This window comes from Kitasatospora sp. NPDC058492 (genome assembly GCF_042720685.1).
GTDB lineage: Bacteria > Actinomycetota > Actinomycetes > Streptomycetales > Streptomycetaceae > Kitasatospora.
Genome location: NZ_JBHXMU010000108.1, coordinates 1 through 17929, shown reverse-complemented (window position 1 = coordinate 17929; position 17929 = coordinate 1). Strand labels below are relative to the sequence as shown.

Below are 17929 nucleotides of genomic sequence, written 5' to 3'. Positions count from 1 at the left end.
AACGCGCCCAACACCACAACTGGCCACCACCACAACCGGCAACAGTCACCGTCACCCAGCACGACACAACCTAAAGTCACTGGCATTGGGCCTAGGCTGCCACGGCTTTGGCGCGGTCGGCGGCGATGTGGACGGCGAGGCCGCCGAGGACCGTCCCCATCGCATAGCGCTGGAACCGCAGCCAGGCGGGACGGCGGTTGAGGAAGGACGCGATGCCGCCCGCGCTCACCGCGATCAGCCCGTTGACGGTGACCGCCACCACGATCTGGGTCAGCCCCAGCACCAGGCTCTGCACCGCGACGTGACCGCGCTCGGGCGCCACGAACTGGGGCAGCAGCGAGATGTACATGATGGCGATCTTGGGGTTGAGCAGGCAGGTCAGGAAGCCCATGGCGAACAGCCGGCGCGGCGGGTCCGGCGGCAGCTGCTGCGGGGCGAACACCGCCGTACCGCCCGGCCGGACGGCCTTCCAGGCCAGCCACAGCAGGTAGCCGGCGCCGGCCAGCTTGATCGCGGTGTAGAGGGCGGGCACCACCGAGAACACGGCGGCCACGCCCGCCGTCACCGCGGCCAGGTAGACCAGGAAGCCGGCCGCGACCCCGATCAGCGACAGCAGCCCGGCGCGGCGGCCCTGGGCGATCGACCGGGAGACCAGGTAGATCATGTTGGGCCCCGGTGTCAGCACCATCCCGAGCGCCACGGCGGCGATCCCGAGCACGGCATGCCCACCCACGGCGGACAGGGCGGATGCGGCGGGCAGGTCGAACGAGGCGGATGCGACGGGAGCGGCGGGGGTCAGTGCTTCCATGCGAGGAGGCTAGGCCCGGCGTCGATCTCAATGCAATGATGACTTTGCACTCGGTGCAATGCCGATGCGATGCCGTGCAATGCCATCACCTTGCGTGGAGGGGTCCCGCCGATGGACGACTACCGCCTGATCGCCGACGAGATCGCCGACGCCATCACCGGCGGGCGGCTGCGACCCGGCCAGCAACTGCCCACCCAGCGCGCCTTCGCCCGCAGCCGGGGCATCGCCAACTCCACGGCGGGGCGCGTCTACCGGGAACTGACCCGGCGCGGACTGACCACCGGGGAGGTCGGGCGCGGCACCTTCGTCCGGGCCGGGCAGGGGGCCGGCGGCGGGGCAACCGGCGGGCAGGTGGCACTCGCCGAACCGGCCCGCGCGCCGGTGGACCTGGAACTCAACTACCCCGCCGTCCCCGAGCAGGCCGCACTCCTGGCCGCCGGACTGGCACCGCTGCTCCGGGCGGACGCGCTGGGTGCCGCACTCGCGCCGGTGGGCGCGGCCGGGACGGGCACGGCCCGGCAGGCGTTCGCGGCACTGCTGTCCGACGAACGCCGGACGGGCGGGCACCGGGCGGGCGGGGACCGGGCGGGCGGGGACCCGTCGGCTGGGGATCGGACGGGCGGGGACCCGTCAGGCGGGTCCCCGGAGGTCGCCCCGGAGATCGCCGGGGAGGAGCTGCTGTTCGCGGGCAACGGACGGCAGGCCATCGCCGCGGCGCTGTCCGCGCTGGTGCCGCCCGGCCACCGGCTGGGGGTGGAGGCGCTGACCTATCCGGTGGTCAAGGCCGTCGCCCAGCGACTGGGCATCACGCTCGTGCCACTGGCCGTCGACGAGCACGGACTTCTGTCCGACGCCGTGGCCGCCGCCCACCGGGCCGCGCCGCTGCGCGCCGTCTACGTCCAGCCGAGGCTGCAGAACCCGCTCGGCGGGAGCCTGCCGTACGAGCGGACGGCCGCCCTCGCCGAGGAGCTGCGCCGCCTCGACCTGCCGGCCGTCGAGGACGCGATCTGGTCCTTCCTCCGCCCGGAGCTGACCGCCCTCGCGAGCCTCGCACCGGAACGCACCGTCCTCGTCGACAGCCTCTCCAAGCGGCTCGCGCCCGGGCTGACCACCGGGTTCGCGGTCGTCCCCGCCGCGCTGCGCGAACGGATCGCGGGCGCACTGCGCTCGGGCGGCTGGACGCCCAGCGGGTTCGCCCTGGAGGCGGCCGTGCGCTGGATCGGGGACGGCACCGTGGCCGAGGTCGCGGCGGCCAAGCGCGCCGACGCCGTCGCGCGTCAGCTGCTGGCGCGCGAGGCGCTGGCGGGGCAGCGCGTCCGGGCCGACCCCTGCTCGTACTACCTGTGGTGGGAGCTGCCGGCGGCCTGGCGGGCGGAGACCTTCGTCGCGGTGGCGGCGCGGGCGAGCATCGCCGTCACACCCGCGGCGGCGTTCGCCGCCGACCCCCGGCGTTCCCCGTCCGCCGTCCGGGTCGCCCTGGCCTCGCCGCCGCTGCCCGTGCTGGCGCAAGCACTGGAGACGCTGGCGCGGATCGCGCGGGGGACGGCGGAGGAGTGGATGGAGTGACGGGCGGGCGGGCGGCCAGGCGGACGAACAACTGACAGATAACAGATAACAGCTGTTGAAATCTGTTATCTGTTATCTGTCAGTTGAAATCTGCCAGCTGTCAGTCGACGGCCGTCAGTCGCCGGCGCCGCTCCGACCGCCTCGCACCGCCGTGTCCGCAGCCCCGCCGGCACCGACTGCGCGCAACCGGGAGGCGGCGGTGGCGGCGAGCTGGGGCGCGATCCGGGCGACGTCGCGCGAACCGACAGCCGCGATCAGGCTCGGCAGCAGCCAGCGGACCGGCTGCATGCCGCGCAGCCAGGCCTGCGCGTAGACGTGGGCGGACCGCCGGGCAATGCCGGCGGCGATCCGCTCCACCGCGGGCTCCAGCGGGTAGGTCTTGTTGGCCGGCCACGGCAGCCTGGTCCGCATCTGCTTGAGCACGGTGTCCTCGTCGGCGCCGCGCACCATGTCGGTGTCGGTCCAACTCAGGTATCCCACACCGACCTTGACCCCCTGGTAGGCGACCTCGGCGCGGAGCGAGTGGGCGAAGGCCTCCACCCCGGACTTGCTGGCGCAGTACGCGCTCATCAGCGGCGCGGGAGTGAGCGCGGCGAGCGAGGCGATCTGCAGCAGGTAGCCCCGGCTCTCGACGAGGGCGGGCAGGAAGGCCCTGGCCGTGGCGACGCTGCCGAGCAGGTTGACCTCGATCACCCGGCTGAACGCCCGGTGATCGCTGTCCGCCACCGGCCCGCCGATGGCGATGCCGGCGTTGGCGACCACGGTGTCGATCCGGCCGTAGTGCTCCTTGATCCGGCGGGCGGCGTCGCCGAGCGCGTCGAGGTCGGTGACGTCCACCTCCCAACTGGTCGCGGCCGCGCCGCACTGCGCCGCGACGGCCTTGAGCTCCTCCGGCTCCAGCCCCAGGAGGGCGACCTTGGCCCCGCGCCGGGCGAGCGTGCGAGCGAGCGAAGCCCCGACCCCGCGGGCGGCCCCGGTGACGACGACGACCTGTGCGGACAACGGCGGGATGGCGTTCATACGGCGGCGGTCCTCTCGGAAACGGGCGCAGAGGCCGAGGAGGCAGAGGCGGAGGAGGCAGGAGCGGAGACGGAAGCGGGCGCGGCGGACAGGTACGCGGCGGCCAAGCGGTGGATCTCGGCCGCGACCTCCACCGGCCGCTCCAGCGGCGCCATGTGCCCGACCCCCGGAAGCAGCAACAGCCCCTGCGGGTCGGCGAGTTCGGCAACGATCCGGTGTGCGTGCACCGGCGGGGTCAGCCGGTCCGCGGTGCCGACCACGACGGCGGTCGGTGCGGCGAGCCGGGCGAGCCCGGCGTGGACGTCCAGACGGTCGAGGACGCCCGCCCAGTTGGCGCGGACGGCGGTCGGGCAGGCGTGCACGATCCGGGCCGTCGCCTCCACCTGCCCGGCGGACGAACCCGGGCCCATGGTCGCGTACTTGAGCGCGACACGGCTGACCGGCGAGACCGGTCCGAGCGGCAGCCGGGAGCGCAGCAGCTGGCGGTTCAGGAAGCGGCGCAGCCCCGGGGAACGCACCGCCTCGGGCAGCACGGCGAGTTCGGCCACCAGCTCCCCCGGCCCGGTGGAGACCAGGACGGCGGCGGCGGTCCGGTCGGCGATCTCCGGGCGGCCGCCGGCGGCCATGATGGTCATCCCGCCCATGCTGTGCCCGGCGAGGACGGCCTTCTCCCCCGCCGGGACGGTCCGCGTGAGGACGGCGGAGAGGTCCTCGGCCAGCGCCCGGGTGGAGTAGCGGACCCGGCTCGGCGGGATCTCGCTGTGCCCGTGGCCGCGCTGGTCGTACGCCACCACTCGGTAACAGTCGGCGAGTTGGCGGATCACCGGAGCCCAGAAGGCGGTTGAGCAGGTCCAGCCGTGGGCGAGCACGACGGTGGGCGCCCCGGGCTGGCCGTGCACCTCGGCGTGCAGCCGGATCCCGTCCGCCGATCGGATGCTCAACTCCTCGACAGGCGTCGGCGGGACGTACTCGGCGGGCAGCTCGGCGGCGCTCATGCGGACACCTCCTGCACGGCAGGGGCGGCGTCCTGGCCGGCGCGCATGATCAGTTCGTACTCGCCGAGGTCGACCTTGCGGGTGGCGCGGCGGAACGCGGTGGTGGAGCCGGGCCAGAGCACGGTGTTCTTGCCGTTCGGATCCAGGTACCAGCTTCGGCAGCCGCCGGTGGTCCAGACGGTGCGGTCCATCCGGTGCTGGAGTTCGAGGTTCCACTGCCGCTGGGCCCGGGCGGTGGGCTGCATCGCGGTGGCACCGATCGACCCGAGTGTGGTCAACGCGTCGATCAGGTAGTTCAGTTGGGACTCGATCATCAGGATCATCGAGCTGTTGCCGAGGCCGGTGTTGGGGCCGATCACGAAGAACAGGTTCGGGAAGCCGTGCACGGCCGAACCGCGCAGCGCCTCCATGCCGTCCTTCCACTCCTCCGCCAGGCTGGTGCCGTTGGCGCCGAACACCCGGGCTCCGATGGGCATGTCGGTGACGTGGAAGCCGGTGCCGAAGACGATGGCGTCGACCTCGTGCTCACTGCCGTCGGCGGCGAGCAGGGTGGAGCCGCGCAGCTCGCGCAGGCCGGAGGCGACGACCTCGGTGTTGGCCGCGGCGAGCGCCGGGTAGTAGGTGTTGCTGAGCAGGATGCGCTTGCAGCCGATCCGGTAGTCCGGGGTGAGCTTGGCGCGCAGGGCCGGGTCGGGAACGCCCTGGACGAGGTGGCGTTCGGCGAGTTGCTGGACCACGCGCAGCATTCCCGGGCGGCGCACGAAGGCGTCCACCTGGAGCTCCCGGAGGGCGAACAGGGTGCCGCGGCGGATCTTCCCGGTGACCGGCACGCGGTCGTGCAGCCACTTCTCCAGCTGGCTGATCTCGCGGTCCCGGCGCGGCAGGACCCAGGCGGGCGTGCGCTGGAAGACCGTCAACTTGCCGACCTTCGGCTGGATCGACGGGATGATCTGGGCGGCGGAGGCTCCGGTGCCGACGATCGCGACCCGCTTGCCGGTCAGGTCGTAGTCGTGGTCCCAGCGGGAGGAGTGGAACACCTTGCCGGGGAAGGTGCCGAGCCCCGGCAGGTCGGGGATCTGCGGGTCGGCCAGCGGTCCGGCGGCGGAGACCACGGCGTCCGCGGTCCACTGGCCGGCCGAGGTGGTGATCCGCCAGCGGACCTGCTCGACCTCCCAACGCGCCTCCAGAACTTCGGTGTTGAACCGAAGGTGCGGACGGAGGCCGAAGACGGTGGCGACCTTCTCCAGGTAGGCGCGGATGTCCGGCTGGCCGGAGAAGCTGCGCGGCCACGCGGGGTTGGGCGCGAAGGAGAAGGAGTAGAGGTGCGAGGGAACGTCGCAGGCGCAGCCGGGGTAGCTGTTGTCGCGCCAGGTGCCGCCGACCGAGTCCGCGCGCTCCAGGACGACGAAGTCGGTGATCCCGGCGCGGCGCAGCCGGACCGCGGCGCCGAGACCGCCGAAGCCGGAGCCGATCACCGCCACCCGAACGTGCGGGACGGCCTCGTCCGCCGCGGGGGCACCGGACGTGCCGGGGCGGGGGCGCTTGCTGCTGGATGCCATGCGGCCTCCTCCTGAGGGTGGGGCGATGATCTTCGCGCTGCCGTACTGTGCTCGACTGCTCTCGTACCGCCCTGGCGTTGCCCTGATGCACCCGGGCGACGCCGCGGTATCGCTCTGGTGCTGCCCTGCATGATGCTCTGCGCACCGCCCTGCGTACTGCCTTGCCGTACTGCCGAGAGGGCTCCCCCGACGGCTGGCATCGGAGCCTCGCCAATCGCGCCAGTAATCACTGGCATGATTGGCAGGGTAGCCCTTGCTGACACCGGATGGAAGAAGCGCGGCCACCCGGATTCCGGGAGCCTTCGGAGGTGGCGGACCTATGCTGATCGCCGTGGACAAGGTCAGAGCTGCTGCGGGTGACGGAAAACGCGAGTACCGGGTGGAGGAACTGGCCGAGGCGGCCGGCATCACCAGCCGGACGCTGCGCTTCTACCGCGAGCGCAAACTGCTCCAGCCGCCGCGCAAGGAGGGCCGGATCGCCTGGTACGGCGAGGAGCACCTGGCCCGGCTGCGGATGATCGGCGAACTGCTGGACCGCGGCCACACCCTGGGCGGCATCGCCGAACTGATCGGCGCCGGCGAGAGCGGGCGGGACGTCGCCGAGCTGATCGGGCTGGAGGCCGCGATCGTCGCCCCCTGGTCGGACGAGACCCCGGTGCGCCTGGACTGGGACGAACTCAAGACCGTCTTCAACGACCAGCTCACCGAGGAGAACACCGCCGAGTCGATCGCCCAGGGCTACATCACGATCGACGACGACGGGATCACCCACATCAGCCGCCGCCTGATGGACGCCACCACCGCACTCGTCGCCGAGGGCGTACCGCTCTCCGTGGTGCTGGACGCCAGCCGACGCACCCAGGAGCACGTGGAAGCCATCGCCGAGATCTTCATCGACGTGGTCGGCGAGCACCTGCTCGGCGCCCTCGCCGCCGACGCCCCGCTGCCGCCCGGCGAGGCGGCCCGGCTCACCGAACGCATCCTGCGGGTGCGGCCGCTGGCCCGTACGGTCATCGACGCGCAGTTCGCCCTCGCGATGGACCGGCGGGTGCCCGCCGAGTACGACGAACTGCTGCGCCAGCGACGGGAGAACGACACCGAGGCGTAACCCCTCCAACGGGAGGGCAGGGATTCCCGCGCCCTGCCCGCCCGTTGGAGGAACCGCCGATGCCCAGACCCCTCAGTCGCCGCGCCGCGCTCGGCCTCGCCGCCGGGCTCGCCCCGGGCCTCGCACTCGCCGCCTGCGGCCCGAACTCGCCAGCGCCGTCCGCCGGTTCGACCGGCGGGTCCGGCGGGCCAGGCGGTTCCGGCGGATCCAGCGGGGCCGGCCCACGGACCGTCCGGCACGCTCGCGGCGAGAGCACCGTACCGGCCCGGGCCACCCGGGTGGTGGCGCTGGACACCGACGCGTTGGACTCGGTGGTCACCCTCGGGCTCACGCCGGTCGGCGCGACCACCGTCACCGAGGGTGCACCCTTCCCCGCCTACCTGCCCGCCGAACGGCTGGCCGCGACGAAGGCCGTCGGCGCCATCGGGCAGCCCAACCTGGAGGCGATCGCGGCGCTGCGGCCGGACCTCATCCTGAGCAACCAGGTGCGCGACGACAAGCGGTACGACGAACTGGCGAAGATCGCGCCGACCGTACTGTCCAAGACCACCGGGCCCACCTGGAAGGAGAACGTCCGGCTGCACGCCGAGGCGATGGGCCGGCAGGCCGAAGCCGATGCGGCCGACGCGACGTACCGGACGAAGGCGCGGGACCTCGTCACCGCACTCGGCGGCCCGGCCAAGGCCGCCGCCACCCGGGTCGAGATGGCTCGTTTCCTCGCGGGCGCGCCGACCAGGCTGTACCTCAACGACACCTTCGTCGGCTCGCTGTTCAAGGACCTCGGGCTCGGCCGGCCCGCCAACCAGGACAAGCCCGGGTTCTCGGTCGAGATCAGCCCCGAGCAGGTGGACCAGGCGGCGGCCGACGTCATCTTCTACTCGGTCTACGGGGACGCGGCCAAGTCCGACCAGGGCAGGATCACCGATGGCGCGCTGTGGAAGAACCTGGACGCCGTCCGCACCGGCCGGGTGTTCCGGGTCGACGACAATCTGTGGATGCTCGGGATCGGCTACACCGGGGCCGGCTTGATCCTGGACCAGATCCGGAAGGACCTCGCGCCCTGAGCGCGCTCGGCAGCGCACGGACCGACGGCGGCGCACGGACCGACGGCGGCGGACACCCGACAGACGACGGCGAACAGATGACGGCCGACAGATGACAGATAACAGATGTTGAAATCTGTTATCTGTCATCTGTTCGCCGCGGCCTCTCACGCCTCGCCCGTTGTCCACTCCTCCAACCCCGCCCCGCCCCCGCCCCCGACGCCACTGGTCGATCGACCGATTACCCACCCCCCGGGCGCACCCCTACCGTCGAGGCTCACCCGCAGGTCGCTGTCGCCTGGTCGGGCCGGTGACGGGAGGCGGGCGCCCGCGCCGGCTCCGTGTGGGGGCGTACCGATGTCCGTGGTCGTGAAGTTCCGTACAGCAGCACAACTGACCGGCGGTCGGGTGCTGCTGTGGTCGCTGCTCGGTCGGCTGCCGAACGCGATGAGCCCGATCGGCACCCTGCTGCTGGTGAGCCGGAACACCGACAGCGTGTGGCGCGGCTCCCTGGTCGCCGGTGCGCTGGCGGTCGGCCAGGCGGTCGGCGGTCCGCTGGTGGGTCGGCTGGCGGACCGCCGCGGGCAGCGGACGGCCGGGCTGGTCGCCGCGCTGGTCAACGCGACGGCACTGGTGGCGCTGGTGGCCGCCTCGCAACGCGGGTCGGCCCTCGGCTGGCAGCTCGCGCCTGCCGCCGTGGTCGGCCTGTCCGTCCCGCTGGTCGGCCCGCTGTCGCGCAGCCGGTGGGTCCGATTAGCCGCTGGTGAAACGGAGTTGACCTCCGTCATGCTGTCGCTGGACGGGATCGTCGACGAGGTCGGTTTCACCGCCGGGCCCGCACTGGTCGGGGTCCTCGCCACCGTCGCCTCCCCCGCCGTCGGCCTGCTCGTGGCGGCCGTACTGTCCGGCGTCTGCGCGACCCTGTTCGCGCTGCACCCGACGGCCTCCCCCGGCATCCCGAAGTCCCCGGCCCGCTCCGCCGAGCGGCTGCTCACCGTGCCCTACGTCCTGCTGCTGGCCGGGATGGCGCTGCTGGGCACGTGTTTCGGCTCGGTGCAGGTCGGGGTGACCGCCACCACGGAGGCCCTGGGCCGGCCGGGCGCCGCCGGACTGCTGTACGGCTTCATCGGGTTCACCAGTTCCCTGGCCGGGATCGCCGCCGCGGGCCTGCCCGCCCGGTGGGAGTTGGCGTCCCGGTTGCGGGCGGGCACGGTGCTGCTGTTCGCCGCCGCCTGCGTCCTGCTCGTCTCCGCCGGGAGCCTGTGGAGCCTGACCGCCGCCGTGGGCCTCCTCGGGGTGGCGGTCGCACCGCAGATGATCACGATGTTCGGCCTGGTCGAGCGGACGGTGCCGGCCGTCCGGCTGGGCGAGGCGATGGCGGCGCTGGTCAGCGCGCTGATCCTGGCTCAGTCGGCCGGCACCTTCCTGGGCGGCTGGGCGACCACGCACTTCGCGGCCGCCGCGCCGTTCGCGATCACCGCGGCCGCGGCGGCGGCCGCCCTGCTGCTCGCCGCGTGCACCGCGACCGAACAGCGCTACCGCCGCCGTACTCCGACCGCTCCAACCGCTCCAACCGCTCCAACCGCTCCAACCGAAGGTCGGTCTGACGGTCGGCCTGGCGGTTCCGGCGCCCAACCTCGCATCGCCGCGCCCGTGCGCCGCGCCCCGCGCACATGACGGCGGGAGCGACGGTGGTCCGCACACCGTCGCCCCCGCCGTACGGCCCTGCCGGCCGGCACCCACGATTCGGCAGGGCCCACTCAGGCGGTTGTCAGTTGACGTTGACCGCCGTCCAGGTGGCCGCGACCGCGTTGTACTCGGCGCTGCCGTTGCCGTACAGGTCCGCCGCCGCGCTGAGGGTGCCCGCCCGGGCGCCCGCGTAGTCGGTGGTGGAGGTGAAGTAGACGGTCAGCGCGCGGTACCAGATCTGCGCGGCCTTGTCCCGGCCGATGCCCGCGAGCGAGGAGCCGTCGGCCGTCGGGCTGTTGTAGTCGAACCCGTTGATGCTCTTCGCGCCGCTGCCCTCCGACAGCAGGTAGAAGAAGTGGTTCGCCACGCCCGACGAGTAGTGCACGTCGAGGTTGCCCACGTCGGCGGACCAGGAGTCGGCGGACTGGCCGTCCTTGCTGGGCTGGTCCATGTAGCGCAGCGGGGTGCCGTTGCCGTTCAGGTTGATCAGCTCGCCGATCCAGTAGTTCGGCGGGTTGGAGGGCAGGTTGGCGTACCACTCGACCATCGTGCCCATGATGTCGGAGGTGGCCTCGTTGAGGCCGCCGGACTCACCCGCGTAGTTGAGGTTCGCCGTGGCGGCGGTGACACCGTGGCTCATCTCGTGGCCGGCCACGTCGATCTCGGTGAGCGGGGCGGCGTCGCCGTTGCCGTCGCCGTAGGACATGCAGAAGCAGCTGTCGTCCCAGAAGGCGTTGACGTAGTTGGAGCCGTAGTGGACGCGGCTCGCGGCGCCGACACCGTCGTTGCGGATGCCGTTGCGGCCGAAGGTGTTCTTGTAGAAGTCCCACGTGGTGGCCGCGCCGAACTGGGCGTCCACGGCGGCGGATTCGCGGTTACCGGCAGTGCCGTCGCCGAAGTTGTTGGAGGTGTTGGCGAACAGCGAGCCGTTGCCGGCGGTTCCGTTGCTCATGTCGGTGGTGGACTGGCCGCCGCGGCTGTCGTCCTTCAGCGAGTAGCTGGAGCCGCTCTGCGCGGTGGTGAGCGGCACCTGGCCGACGAAGACGCCCTTGCCGGTGCCGGCGGCGGTCTGGATCTTCTCGTGGGTGGACAGCACCTTGCCGGTGGCGGCGTCGGTGACGAGCACCTGGTTGCTCGGGGTGCCGTCGGCGCGCACGCCCTCGACGGTGGTCCGGTAGGCCAGGCGCGGGTTGCCGTCGGTCGCCCAGACGACCAGTTCGGCCTTGCCGGTCTGGTGCACGTCGGCCAGCGGGGACTCGTCGGCGTCGAGGGTGACCCCGACGGTGGCCTTGACCGCGCCGGTGGCCTGCGTGGCGGCCTGGTCGGCCGGGATCTGCGGGGTCAGGCTCGGCAGCGCGAGCTTGGCGGAGACCGCCTTGTCGACCGACTTGACCGAGCCGTTGGCCTTCTGGTGGACGACCAGGTCACCGCCGAGCACCGGCAGGCCGGCGTAGGTGCGCTCGAAGCGCAGGTGCCGGGTGCCGTCCTTGTCGACCACGGCGTCCTTGGCGACGAGCCGCTCCTTCTCGCCGAGGGCGAGGGCCTTGGCGAGCGGGCCGGACTGGCCGCCGGCCAGCGCGAGCACGGCCGCGTGCTGGTGGTCGGCCTGGGTCTGGAGGCCGGCGACGGGGCTGGCCTGGGCGGCGGTGCTCACCTGGATCACACCGGTCAGCAGGGCGGTGGCCGACAGTACGGCGACAGCTGCGAGCTTTCGCTTCACGTGCGAGTCCTTCCGGGAAACCGCGTGTGGACGCGGTCGCGCCGCGTTCCGGGGGCCGGGGTCGGCACCTGTGGGGCGGAATGGGCGCTGACGTGCTGAAACCCCGGGCGGTCGAGCGGCGAGCCACCAAGGGGTGGGGGTGGGGGCTACCGCCGGGGCTGTCCAAAAGCATGACAATCCAGCAGGTGAATTGACAGGTCTACTTCAGCGATTGGCCAGGTCCCGCCAGCTCGCCGGGGCTCTCAAGTGGTGGGCAAAACGGGGCAATTCACCGCGCCTTGCAGTGGGTTCCCACCCGAACCACGGCCGACCGCCTGCGCCGATGTCCGATCGACCGTCGAACGTCGATTCGGCGCGCGGAGCCGAGCGGGCCGGAATCGACTTTTACATCCCTGTAGAACTTCCCATACGGAATCTTGACATCCGCTTGGCGAGGTCCCGCCACCTGCCACCCTTGCCCGCCGCCGGGCCATCTGCTAGTGCCGCCGAACCTCGTGTTCGCCCGACTCCTCAGCGCAGTCGGTGAGTTGAGCGCGACACCCTGGGGCGCACCGGAGCCGACAAGGCCCCGTGTCCCACAACTTCCCCTCCTCCACCGACAACTGCGATGGCGCCCGGCTCCCGCGGCGCCCCGCTCGCCCGCCCCGACTCCCGGGCGACCTGCCCGTACGGACACCCGGGCCGGGTCGGCACACGCGCTCAACCGCCGCCGGCGCCGGGCCCGTCCGGTCGCAGAAGCGGCAGTGGCAGCGGCAGCGGCAGCGTCGGGGTCGGGGTCGAGGTCGGGAGGGCAAAGGGGTGCCGCTCCTCGCCCGGACCGGTCAGCGAGGCCTCCCCGGGAGCACGTCCGGCGCGTACTCCCGGACCGCCGCGAGCAGTTGGCGAATCGACGGGTTCACCATCGGTCGCCCGGCCACGGTGACGGTCGGCACGGTCTCGTTGCCGTCCGCGACCGAGCGGACGAAGGCGGCGGCGTCCGGGTCCTTCCAGATGTTCACCATGGTGAACCGCCGGCTGTAGCGCAGGCGCGTGAAGAGCAGCGCCAGGCGCAGGTTCATGCAGAACGTGCACAGCGGACGCCAGTAGAGGACCACGCCGTCGTCGGCTCCGTCGGTCGCTGTCACTGGAACCGCCATTCCTGGGCCGTGTTGCCGGGGGTGCAGGTCACCATGGTGACCGCGTTCCCCGGGCCGTTGTCGGTCATGCAGCTGTGGTTCTGGTAGTCGGCCAGCGTGTAGGAGCCCTGGGCGGACCCGCTGCGCACCGTCCAGTTGGTCAGGAAGCTGAAGCCTCCGCTCAGGGTGACCTTGCCGTCCATGGTCTGGACGAGCAGCGGCCCGCCGCTGTTGCAGGCGTTGAAACTGATCCAGGAGCCGGGGTTGGTCGCCCGCACCCAGCCGTACTGGGACGCGCCGCCGACCACGATCGGGTTGTCGCCGCTCAGTTCGTCGCGGGCCATCCCGATCGGGCGGCCGTCCTTCACGTTGACGATGGTGGTCCAGGAGGTGCCGCCGCACGACGGCGGCCGGGTGGGGGTCTGCGGGGCCGGCGGGTTGCCGCCGCCCGAGGGAGAACCGCCGCCGGACGGGGAGCCGCCCCCGGCGGGGGAGCCACCGGGCGCGTTCTGGGCCGGGGGCTGCGGGTTGGGATTGGGGTTGGCGGGCTGGTTTGCCGCGCCGCCCCCGCCCCCGCCGCCGGACTGGTTGGACTGACCGCCCGAAGCCCCGCCGGCGGAACCGCCCGAGACACCTCCCGCAGAACCGCCTGAGGCACCGCCCGAAGCCCCACCGCCACCAGCCGCGTTGCCGCCACCTGCCGCGCCCGCGCCGGTGCCCCGGCTCGCCGCGCCACCGTTGCCGCCCGGCGCGGGGGCCTGGACGGGCGCGCCCGGCTGGTTCTGGGTGCTCGGCTGCTGGTCGGCGGCCGGGGCCGCGACCGGAGTGTCGGAGGGTGTCGGCGTGGCGGGCGGCGTCGTGGCCGGGGCCGCCGGGGTGCCCGTGCCCGGGGTCACCGGGGCCGTCACGACGACGGTCGGCTGGGCGGCGGGCGGCTCGGCCGCGTCCGACCGGCCGGGGCCGCGGTCCACCAGCAGGACGGTCGCCGTGCCCATCGAGATGACCACGGGGACGATCACCGGCACCAGCAGTGCGCGACGTGACCGGCGCTTGCCCGGCTCGGTCACCGGCTGCGGCCCCACCTTCGCGACCTCGTCCGACACGGGGCCGTCACCCGACGCCGGGCGCTCGCCCGACGCGGGCTGGTCGGCGCCGTCCGCGACCGGCACCACGGCACCGGCCTTCGCCCCGCCGGCACCCCCGGGCGCTCCACCCCCGGCCTCTTCACCCGCAGCCGCTCCCCCGTCCGCCGCAGCTCTGAGGTCGACCGTCCCGGTGTCGGCCGGGGCTCCGGCCGCACCCGCCGCAGCGCCCGCGTCCTTCGCGCCGATCGCCGCCCGGGCCGCGGCCGCCATCTCGGCGGCGTCGGCGAACCGGTCCTCCGGCTTCTTCTCCAGCGCCTTCGCGACCAGCTCTCGAACCGCCGCCGGGAAGGCCCCCGGCAGCTCCGGCGCCGGCTGGCGGACGTGCTTGAGCGCGACCTCCAACACGCTCTCGCCGACGAACGGCAGCTTCCCGGTGAGCAGTTCGAAGCAGACCACGCCGATCGAGTAGAGGTCGGAGGCCGGCCCGGTGCCCGTCCCCTCGGCCTGCTCGGGGGCCATGTAGAGGGCGGTGCCGACGATCGCGTGCGAGGCGGTGATCTTGGTGCTGGCGATCGCCCGGGCGATGCCGAAGTCGGTGATGGTCACCCGGCCGTCCGTACGCACCATCAGGTTGGACGGCTTGAGGTCCCGGTGCACGATCTCCCGGCGGTGGGCGGCGTGCAGGCCGTCCAGCGCGGCGGCGACCAGACCGAGGACGCGCTCGGGAGGCATCGGGCCCTCCTCGGCGAGCACCCGGTCCAACGGCCGGCCGTCGACCAGTTCCATGACGATGTAGGCGCAGCGCTCCCCGGCGCCACCGCCTTCGCCGCCCTCGCTGCCCTCCCGGCCCTCGGCACCGCCGCCGCTCTCACCGTAGTCGTGGACGTCCACGACGGCCGGGTGGTCGATCGCGGCGACCAGTTGGGCCTCCCGGCGGAAGCGCTGGATGAAGGTGTCGTCCTCGAACAGCGCCGAGTGCAGGATCTTGACCGCCACCGGCCGCGCCAGCACCGTGTCGTCGGCCCGCCAGACCGTACCCATCCCCCCGCCGCCGATCCGCTCGACCAGCGTGTACCGCCCGCCGAGCACGGCGCCCGGACCCCTCATACTCCCGCCCCCATGTGTGTCATGACCCTCCCCAGCGGGCCGTTCGGCCCCCCAGTGTGCCAGAGGGGGTCGAACGGTCAGCAGGCACTGTCCGGCCAGGGGTTGAGGGCCCCGCCGTCAGCTGTCCCGGCCCTGCCGGGCGTGCTCGACCACCTCCAGGACGGCGGCGGCGACGGCCTGCGGGTGGTCGGCGTGGACGTGGTGGCCGGCGCCGCGCACGACGATGTGCGACCCCTTCGCGGCGCCGGCGACGACGTGTGACTGGAGGACGGTCCAGCGGGCGCGCATCGCCCCCGGCAGGCCGTCGGTCGCGCTCAGCACGGTCACCGGCACGTCGGGCAGCCGCGCGGCCGCGCGCCGCCGCCGGAGCTCGGAGACCGCGAGGACCGTCAGCCGGTTCTCGTCGAGGACGGTCAGCCGCTGGTGACGGTGTGCCTCGACGGCCGCCTCGGCCCTCGCGACAGCTCCCCCGGCACGGCGTGCGGCGGGCGTCAAGGCCGCCCGGAGTAGCCCCACCCGCAACAGGACGGCCTCGGCGGCGCGGACGGTCGGTGGCTGGAACTCCTCGTGCGCCGGGTCCACCAGGACGAGGCCTGCCACCAGTTCCGGGTGCCGCCAGGCGAGGAGTTGGGCCAGCTGGCCGCCCCAGCTGTGCCCGACCAGGACGGCCGGGCCGGCGCCGAGGTGCTCCACCAGGGCCGCCAGGTCCCCGGTCGGGGACTCCAGCGACGGGCCGGAGACGCGATCGGGGTCACTGGCACCGAGCCCGGCCCGGTCGTACGCCACGACCCGGCTGTGCGCGGCCAGTTCGGGCAACACGGGCGCCCAGGTCAGCGACGAGGTGCCGCAGCCCGCGAGCAGGACCACCGGCGGACCGCCGCGCCCCGCCTCCACCCAGCGCAATGCCCGCCCGCCACGGTCGAGTTCGCCCTGTCGGACCCCGCCGGGGACGCGCTCGGCCAGCGCCTGCCCGATGGCGTCCTGCACGTCCCGCATGGCCCGCGTGTCCCGCGTGTCCTGCGTGTCCTGCGTGCCCCACGGTTCCTGCGCGTTCTGCCTGTTCTCTGTCTTCTGCACGTTCGGCTCCCCCCTGGATCCGTCCGCCCGGTCCCGGCCTGTGGTGCCGGGTGACGCGGGTTCGTTACTCACCACTGCCACGAGTCCCGGGCACCTCCCCGACGCCCGGCGGCCCGGCCGACGGCCGGGCCCGGACTCGCTGTCAGGCACCAGACCCTGACCGCCCGGCTCCACGCCGACCCGAACACCTCGCGTCCGTTGCGCGACTGGAGGACGAAGAGGAGGTGCTGTGGCGCAAGGCCGTCACCGGCCCGCGCCTGCACGGACCAGGCCGGGGCGGACCAGGCCACGCCGCGCCCGCCGCCCCGGCCCTCCGGTGGCTCAGGCCGACAGGGTCCGCTTGAACAGGTCGAGCACCGCCTCCCAGTGGCGCGCGTCGGCGACGGCGTCGTAGCGGGTGGTGTCGGCCTGGGTGTAGCCGTGCGCGGCGCCCGGGTAGACCTCCTCCCGGTGGCGGACACCGGCGGCGGTGAAGGCCTCGGCGAGCCGTTCGATCTGCTCGGCGGGCATGGACGGATCCTCGTCGGCGTGGCCGAAGTACACCTCGGCGGTGATCCGGGAGGCGCCCAGGTGCGGGCTGTCCGGCGCATCGGTGGCGAGGTTGCCGCCGTGGAACCCGGCGATGGCGGCGATCCGGTCGGGGTGGCTGGCGGCCGTCCACAGGGCGAGCAACGCACCGCGGCAGTAGCCGGTGAGGCCGACCGGGCCGTCCGAGACGAGCGGGGAGTCGGCGAGCCAACGCAGATAGGCGTCCGCGTCGCGGGCGGTCACCTCGGGGGTGAGGCTGAGGAGCAGCGGGCCGATCTGTTGGAAGATCGTCGGGTCCTTCTCCAGGTCGATCAGCGGCGGCAGTTCGACGACCGGCGCGCGGCCGTTCCGGTAGTAGGCGTTGGGGACCAGCACGGCGTACCCGGCCTGGGCGAGCCGGTCGGCCATGTCCTTCAGCTGGGGTCGGAGCCCGAAGGCGTCCATGTAGAGGATGACTCCGGGGTGGGCCCGCCCGTCGTCGGGATGGGCGAGGTAGGCGTCGGCGGTGCCGTCCGCCGTCGGGATGTCCACGGTGGTTCCGCGCACGGTCATGGTGAGGGGTCTCCTTCGGTTCGCGCGGCAGGTTAGCGGGTGGACGCCGCCACCGACGCGGCGCCCGCGGGGAACGCGGGTGCGACCGCCCGGCGTTGGGCGTACATGGGTGTGATCGTAGATGTGGCGTGCGTGGCGGCGGCGGTGATCGGGCTGATGCTCCTGATCGCGTGGCAGATCCGGGGCGAGTCGTCGGGGCGTTGGCGGCGGGGCGGCGGGAGCACCGGGGTGGGCCTGGGCGGCGGGCTGGAGGAGTTGCAGGCGCTGTTCAGCCCGGGCAAGCGGGTGCAGGTCGAACAGCGGCGGGAACAGCTGACGCTGCGGGACGACGCCCAGGTCGGAGCGCCGCCGCACTTCGGCGTGGACCTGGACCGGGGCGTGGCGGTGCTGCACGGCAAGGGCGGGACGGGCGGTGAGACCGGACGGGGTCGGACAGGCGCTCAGGCCCCCCAGCCACGGGAGCAGAGCACCAGCCGGTAGCCGTCCGGGTCGGATATCGTCACGCCGAACTCCTCCCAGTAGGGGTTGTGGGCCCGGACCGGGGTGCCGCCGGCGGCCTCCAGCCGGGCGACCAGGGCGTCGTCCACCGGCGCACCGAGGTAGACGACGAACAGGTCGTCGACCGTCGGGGTGGGCTCCAGCGGGTTCTCCGGGTCGTGGGTGAGTTCGAAGTGCCAGGCTCCGCCGGGCGGACCGACCATCAGCAGGTCGTGCTCGCCGGACACCCGCTCGGTGGTGCGCCACAGCACGTCCAGGCCGAGGCCGCCGACGTAGAAGCGCTCGGCCGCCGCGAGGTCGCGCGAGGGCCGGGCGATACGGACCCGCGTCGTCGAATCGATCATGGCCGCGACCCTAGCCGATACCACTGACACTGATAGTTCTAACCGGGTCCCTGGTGGTCGTGGCTCTGCCACTGACTGACGCCCTGCTGGGCTGTCCTCCGGTTGTTCTGTCCGG

General features: G+C 73.3%; 15 protein-coding genes. 5 read left to right on the top strand and 10 right to left on the bottom strand.

Annotated elements, in window-relative coordinates; translation table 11 throughout:
* Positions 1-91: 91 nt before the first annotated feature.
* A complete protein-coding gene (locus ACFWPI_RS38355) occupies positions 92-688 on the bottom strand; it encodes a LysE family translocator (RefSeq protein WP_363367350.1) in 597 nt (198 codons plus the stop codon).
* Positions 689-919: 231 nt separating this feature from the next.
* On the opposite strand from ACFWPI_RS38355, the gene ACFWPI_RS38350 reads away from it, so the two are divergent.
* Positions 920-2374, top strand: coding sequence for a PLP-dependent aminotransferase family protein (locus tag ACFWPI_RS38350; protein WP_380379839.1), 1455 nt, complete (start codon positions 920-922; stop codon positions 2372-2374).
* A gap of 114 nt (positions 2375-2488) precedes the next feature.
* Here the strand turns inward: ACFWPI_RS38350 and ACFWPI_RS38345 are convergent, their stop codons facing one another.
* The 3 genes from ACFWPI_RS38345 to ACFWPI_RS38335 are packed head-to-tail and all read right to left on the bottom strand — an operon-like array spanning position 2489 to position 5948.
* On the bottom strand, positions 2489-3394 hold the full coding sequence (locus ACFWPI_RS38345) for an SDR family oxidoreductase (protein ID WP_380379842.1): 906 nt from the start codon (positions 3392-3394) through the stop codon (positions 2489-2491).
* The gene (locus ACFWPI_RS38340) at positions 3391-4389 is read right to left on the bottom strand and encodes an alpha/beta fold hydrolase (RefSeq protein WP_380379845.1); all 999 of its coding nucleotides are present in this window, start codon (positions 4387-4389) and stop codon (positions 3391-3393) included. The genes ACFWPI_RS38345 and ACFWPI_RS38340 overlap by 4 nt, the downstream gene beginning before the upstream one ends.
* Positions 4386-5948 carry a flavin-containing monooxygenase gene (locus ACFWPI_RS38335; protein WP_380379848.1) on the bottom strand — a complete coding sequence of 521 codons (1563 nt, stop codon included), beginning with the start codon at positions 5946-5948 and terminating at the stop codon, positions 4386-4388. The genes ACFWPI_RS38340 and ACFWPI_RS38335 overlap by 4 nt, the downstream gene beginning before the upstream one ends.
* Positions 5949-6267: 319 nt before the next feature.
* Between ACFWPI_RS38335 and ACFWPI_RS38330 the strand changes: the two genes are divergently transcribed.
* From ACFWPI_RS38330 to ACFWPI_RS38320, 3 genes are all read left to right on the top strand, one after another.
* A complete protein-coding gene (locus tag ACFWPI_RS38330) occupies positions 6268-7056 on the top strand; it encodes a MerR family transcriptional regulator (protein ID WP_063349958.1) in 789 nt (262 codons plus the stop codon).
* Between the two features lie 59 nt (positions 7057-7115).
* Positions 7116-8120, top strand: coding sequence for an ABC transporter substrate-binding protein (locus ACFWPI_RS38325; RefSeq protein ID WP_380379851.1), 1005 nt, complete (start codon positions 7116-7118; stop codon positions 8118-8120).
* A 336-nt stretch (positions 8121-8456) separates the two neighbouring features.
* Positions 8457-9776, top strand: coding sequence for an MFS transporter (locus ACFWPI_RS38320; protein WP_380379854.1), 1320 nt, complete (start codon positions 8457-8459; stop codon positions 9774-9776).
* Between the two features lie 94 nt (positions 9777-9870).
* Here the strand turns inward: ACFWPI_RS38320 and ACFWPI_RS38315 are convergent, their stop codons facing one another.
* From ACFWPI_RS38315 to ACFWPI_RS38295, 5 genes are all read right to left on the bottom strand, one after another.
* Positions 9871-11508, bottom strand: a complete 1638-nt coding sequence (locus ACFWPI_RS38315; RefSeq protein WP_380379857.1) for a M4 family metallopeptidase — start codon at positions 11506-11508, stop codon at positions 9871-9873.
* Between the two features lie 821 nt (positions 11509-12329).
* Positions 12330-12632 carry a glutaredoxin domain-containing protein gene (locus tag ACFWPI_RS38310; protein WP_279634944.1) on the bottom strand — a complete coding sequence of 101 codons (303 nt, stop codon included), beginning with the start codon at positions 12630-12632 and terminating at the stop codon, positions 12330-12332.
* Complete coding sequence (locus tag ACFWPI_RS38305; protein WP_380379861.1) at positions 12629-14815, bottom strand: serine/threonine-protein kinase; 2187 nt, start codon at positions 14813-14815, stop codon at positions 12629-12631. The genes ACFWPI_RS38310 and ACFWPI_RS38305 overlap by 4 nt, the downstream gene beginning before the upstream one ends.
* 117 nt (positions 14816-14932) lie before the next feature.
* Positions 14933-15892, bottom strand: a complete 960-nt coding sequence (locus tag ACFWPI_RS38300; RefSeq protein ID WP_380379864.1) for an alpha/beta fold hydrolase — start codon at positions 15890-15892, stop codon at positions 14933-14935.
* Between the two features lie 321 nt (positions 15893-16213).
* Entirely contained in the window at positions 16214-16972 is a 759-nt protein-coding gene (locus ACFWPI_RS38295; RefSeq protein ID WP_380337019.1) for a dienelactone hydrolase family protein, read from the bottom strand.
* A gap of 39 nt (positions 16973-17011) precedes the next feature.
* Here ACFWPI_RS38295 and ACFWPI_RS38290 point away from each other — a divergent pair, with 39 nt between their 5' ends.
* Entirely contained in the window at positions 17012-17452 is a 441-nt protein-coding gene (locus ACFWPI_RS38290) for a DUF6191 domain-containing protein (protein ID WP_380379867.1), read from the top strand.
* On the opposite strand, the gene ACFWPI_RS38285 is transcribed toward ACFWPI_RS38290, so the two are convergent.
* Positions 17413-17814 carry a VOC family protein gene (locus ACFWPI_RS38285; protein ID WP_363579370.1) on the bottom strand — a complete coding sequence of 134 codons (402 nt, stop codon included), beginning with the start codon at positions 17812-17814 and terminating at the stop codon, positions 17413-17415. The two genes, ACFWPI_RS38290 and ACFWPI_RS38285, sit on opposite strands and share 40 nt — an antisense overlap.
* Positions 17815-17929 lie beyond the last annotated feature (115 nt).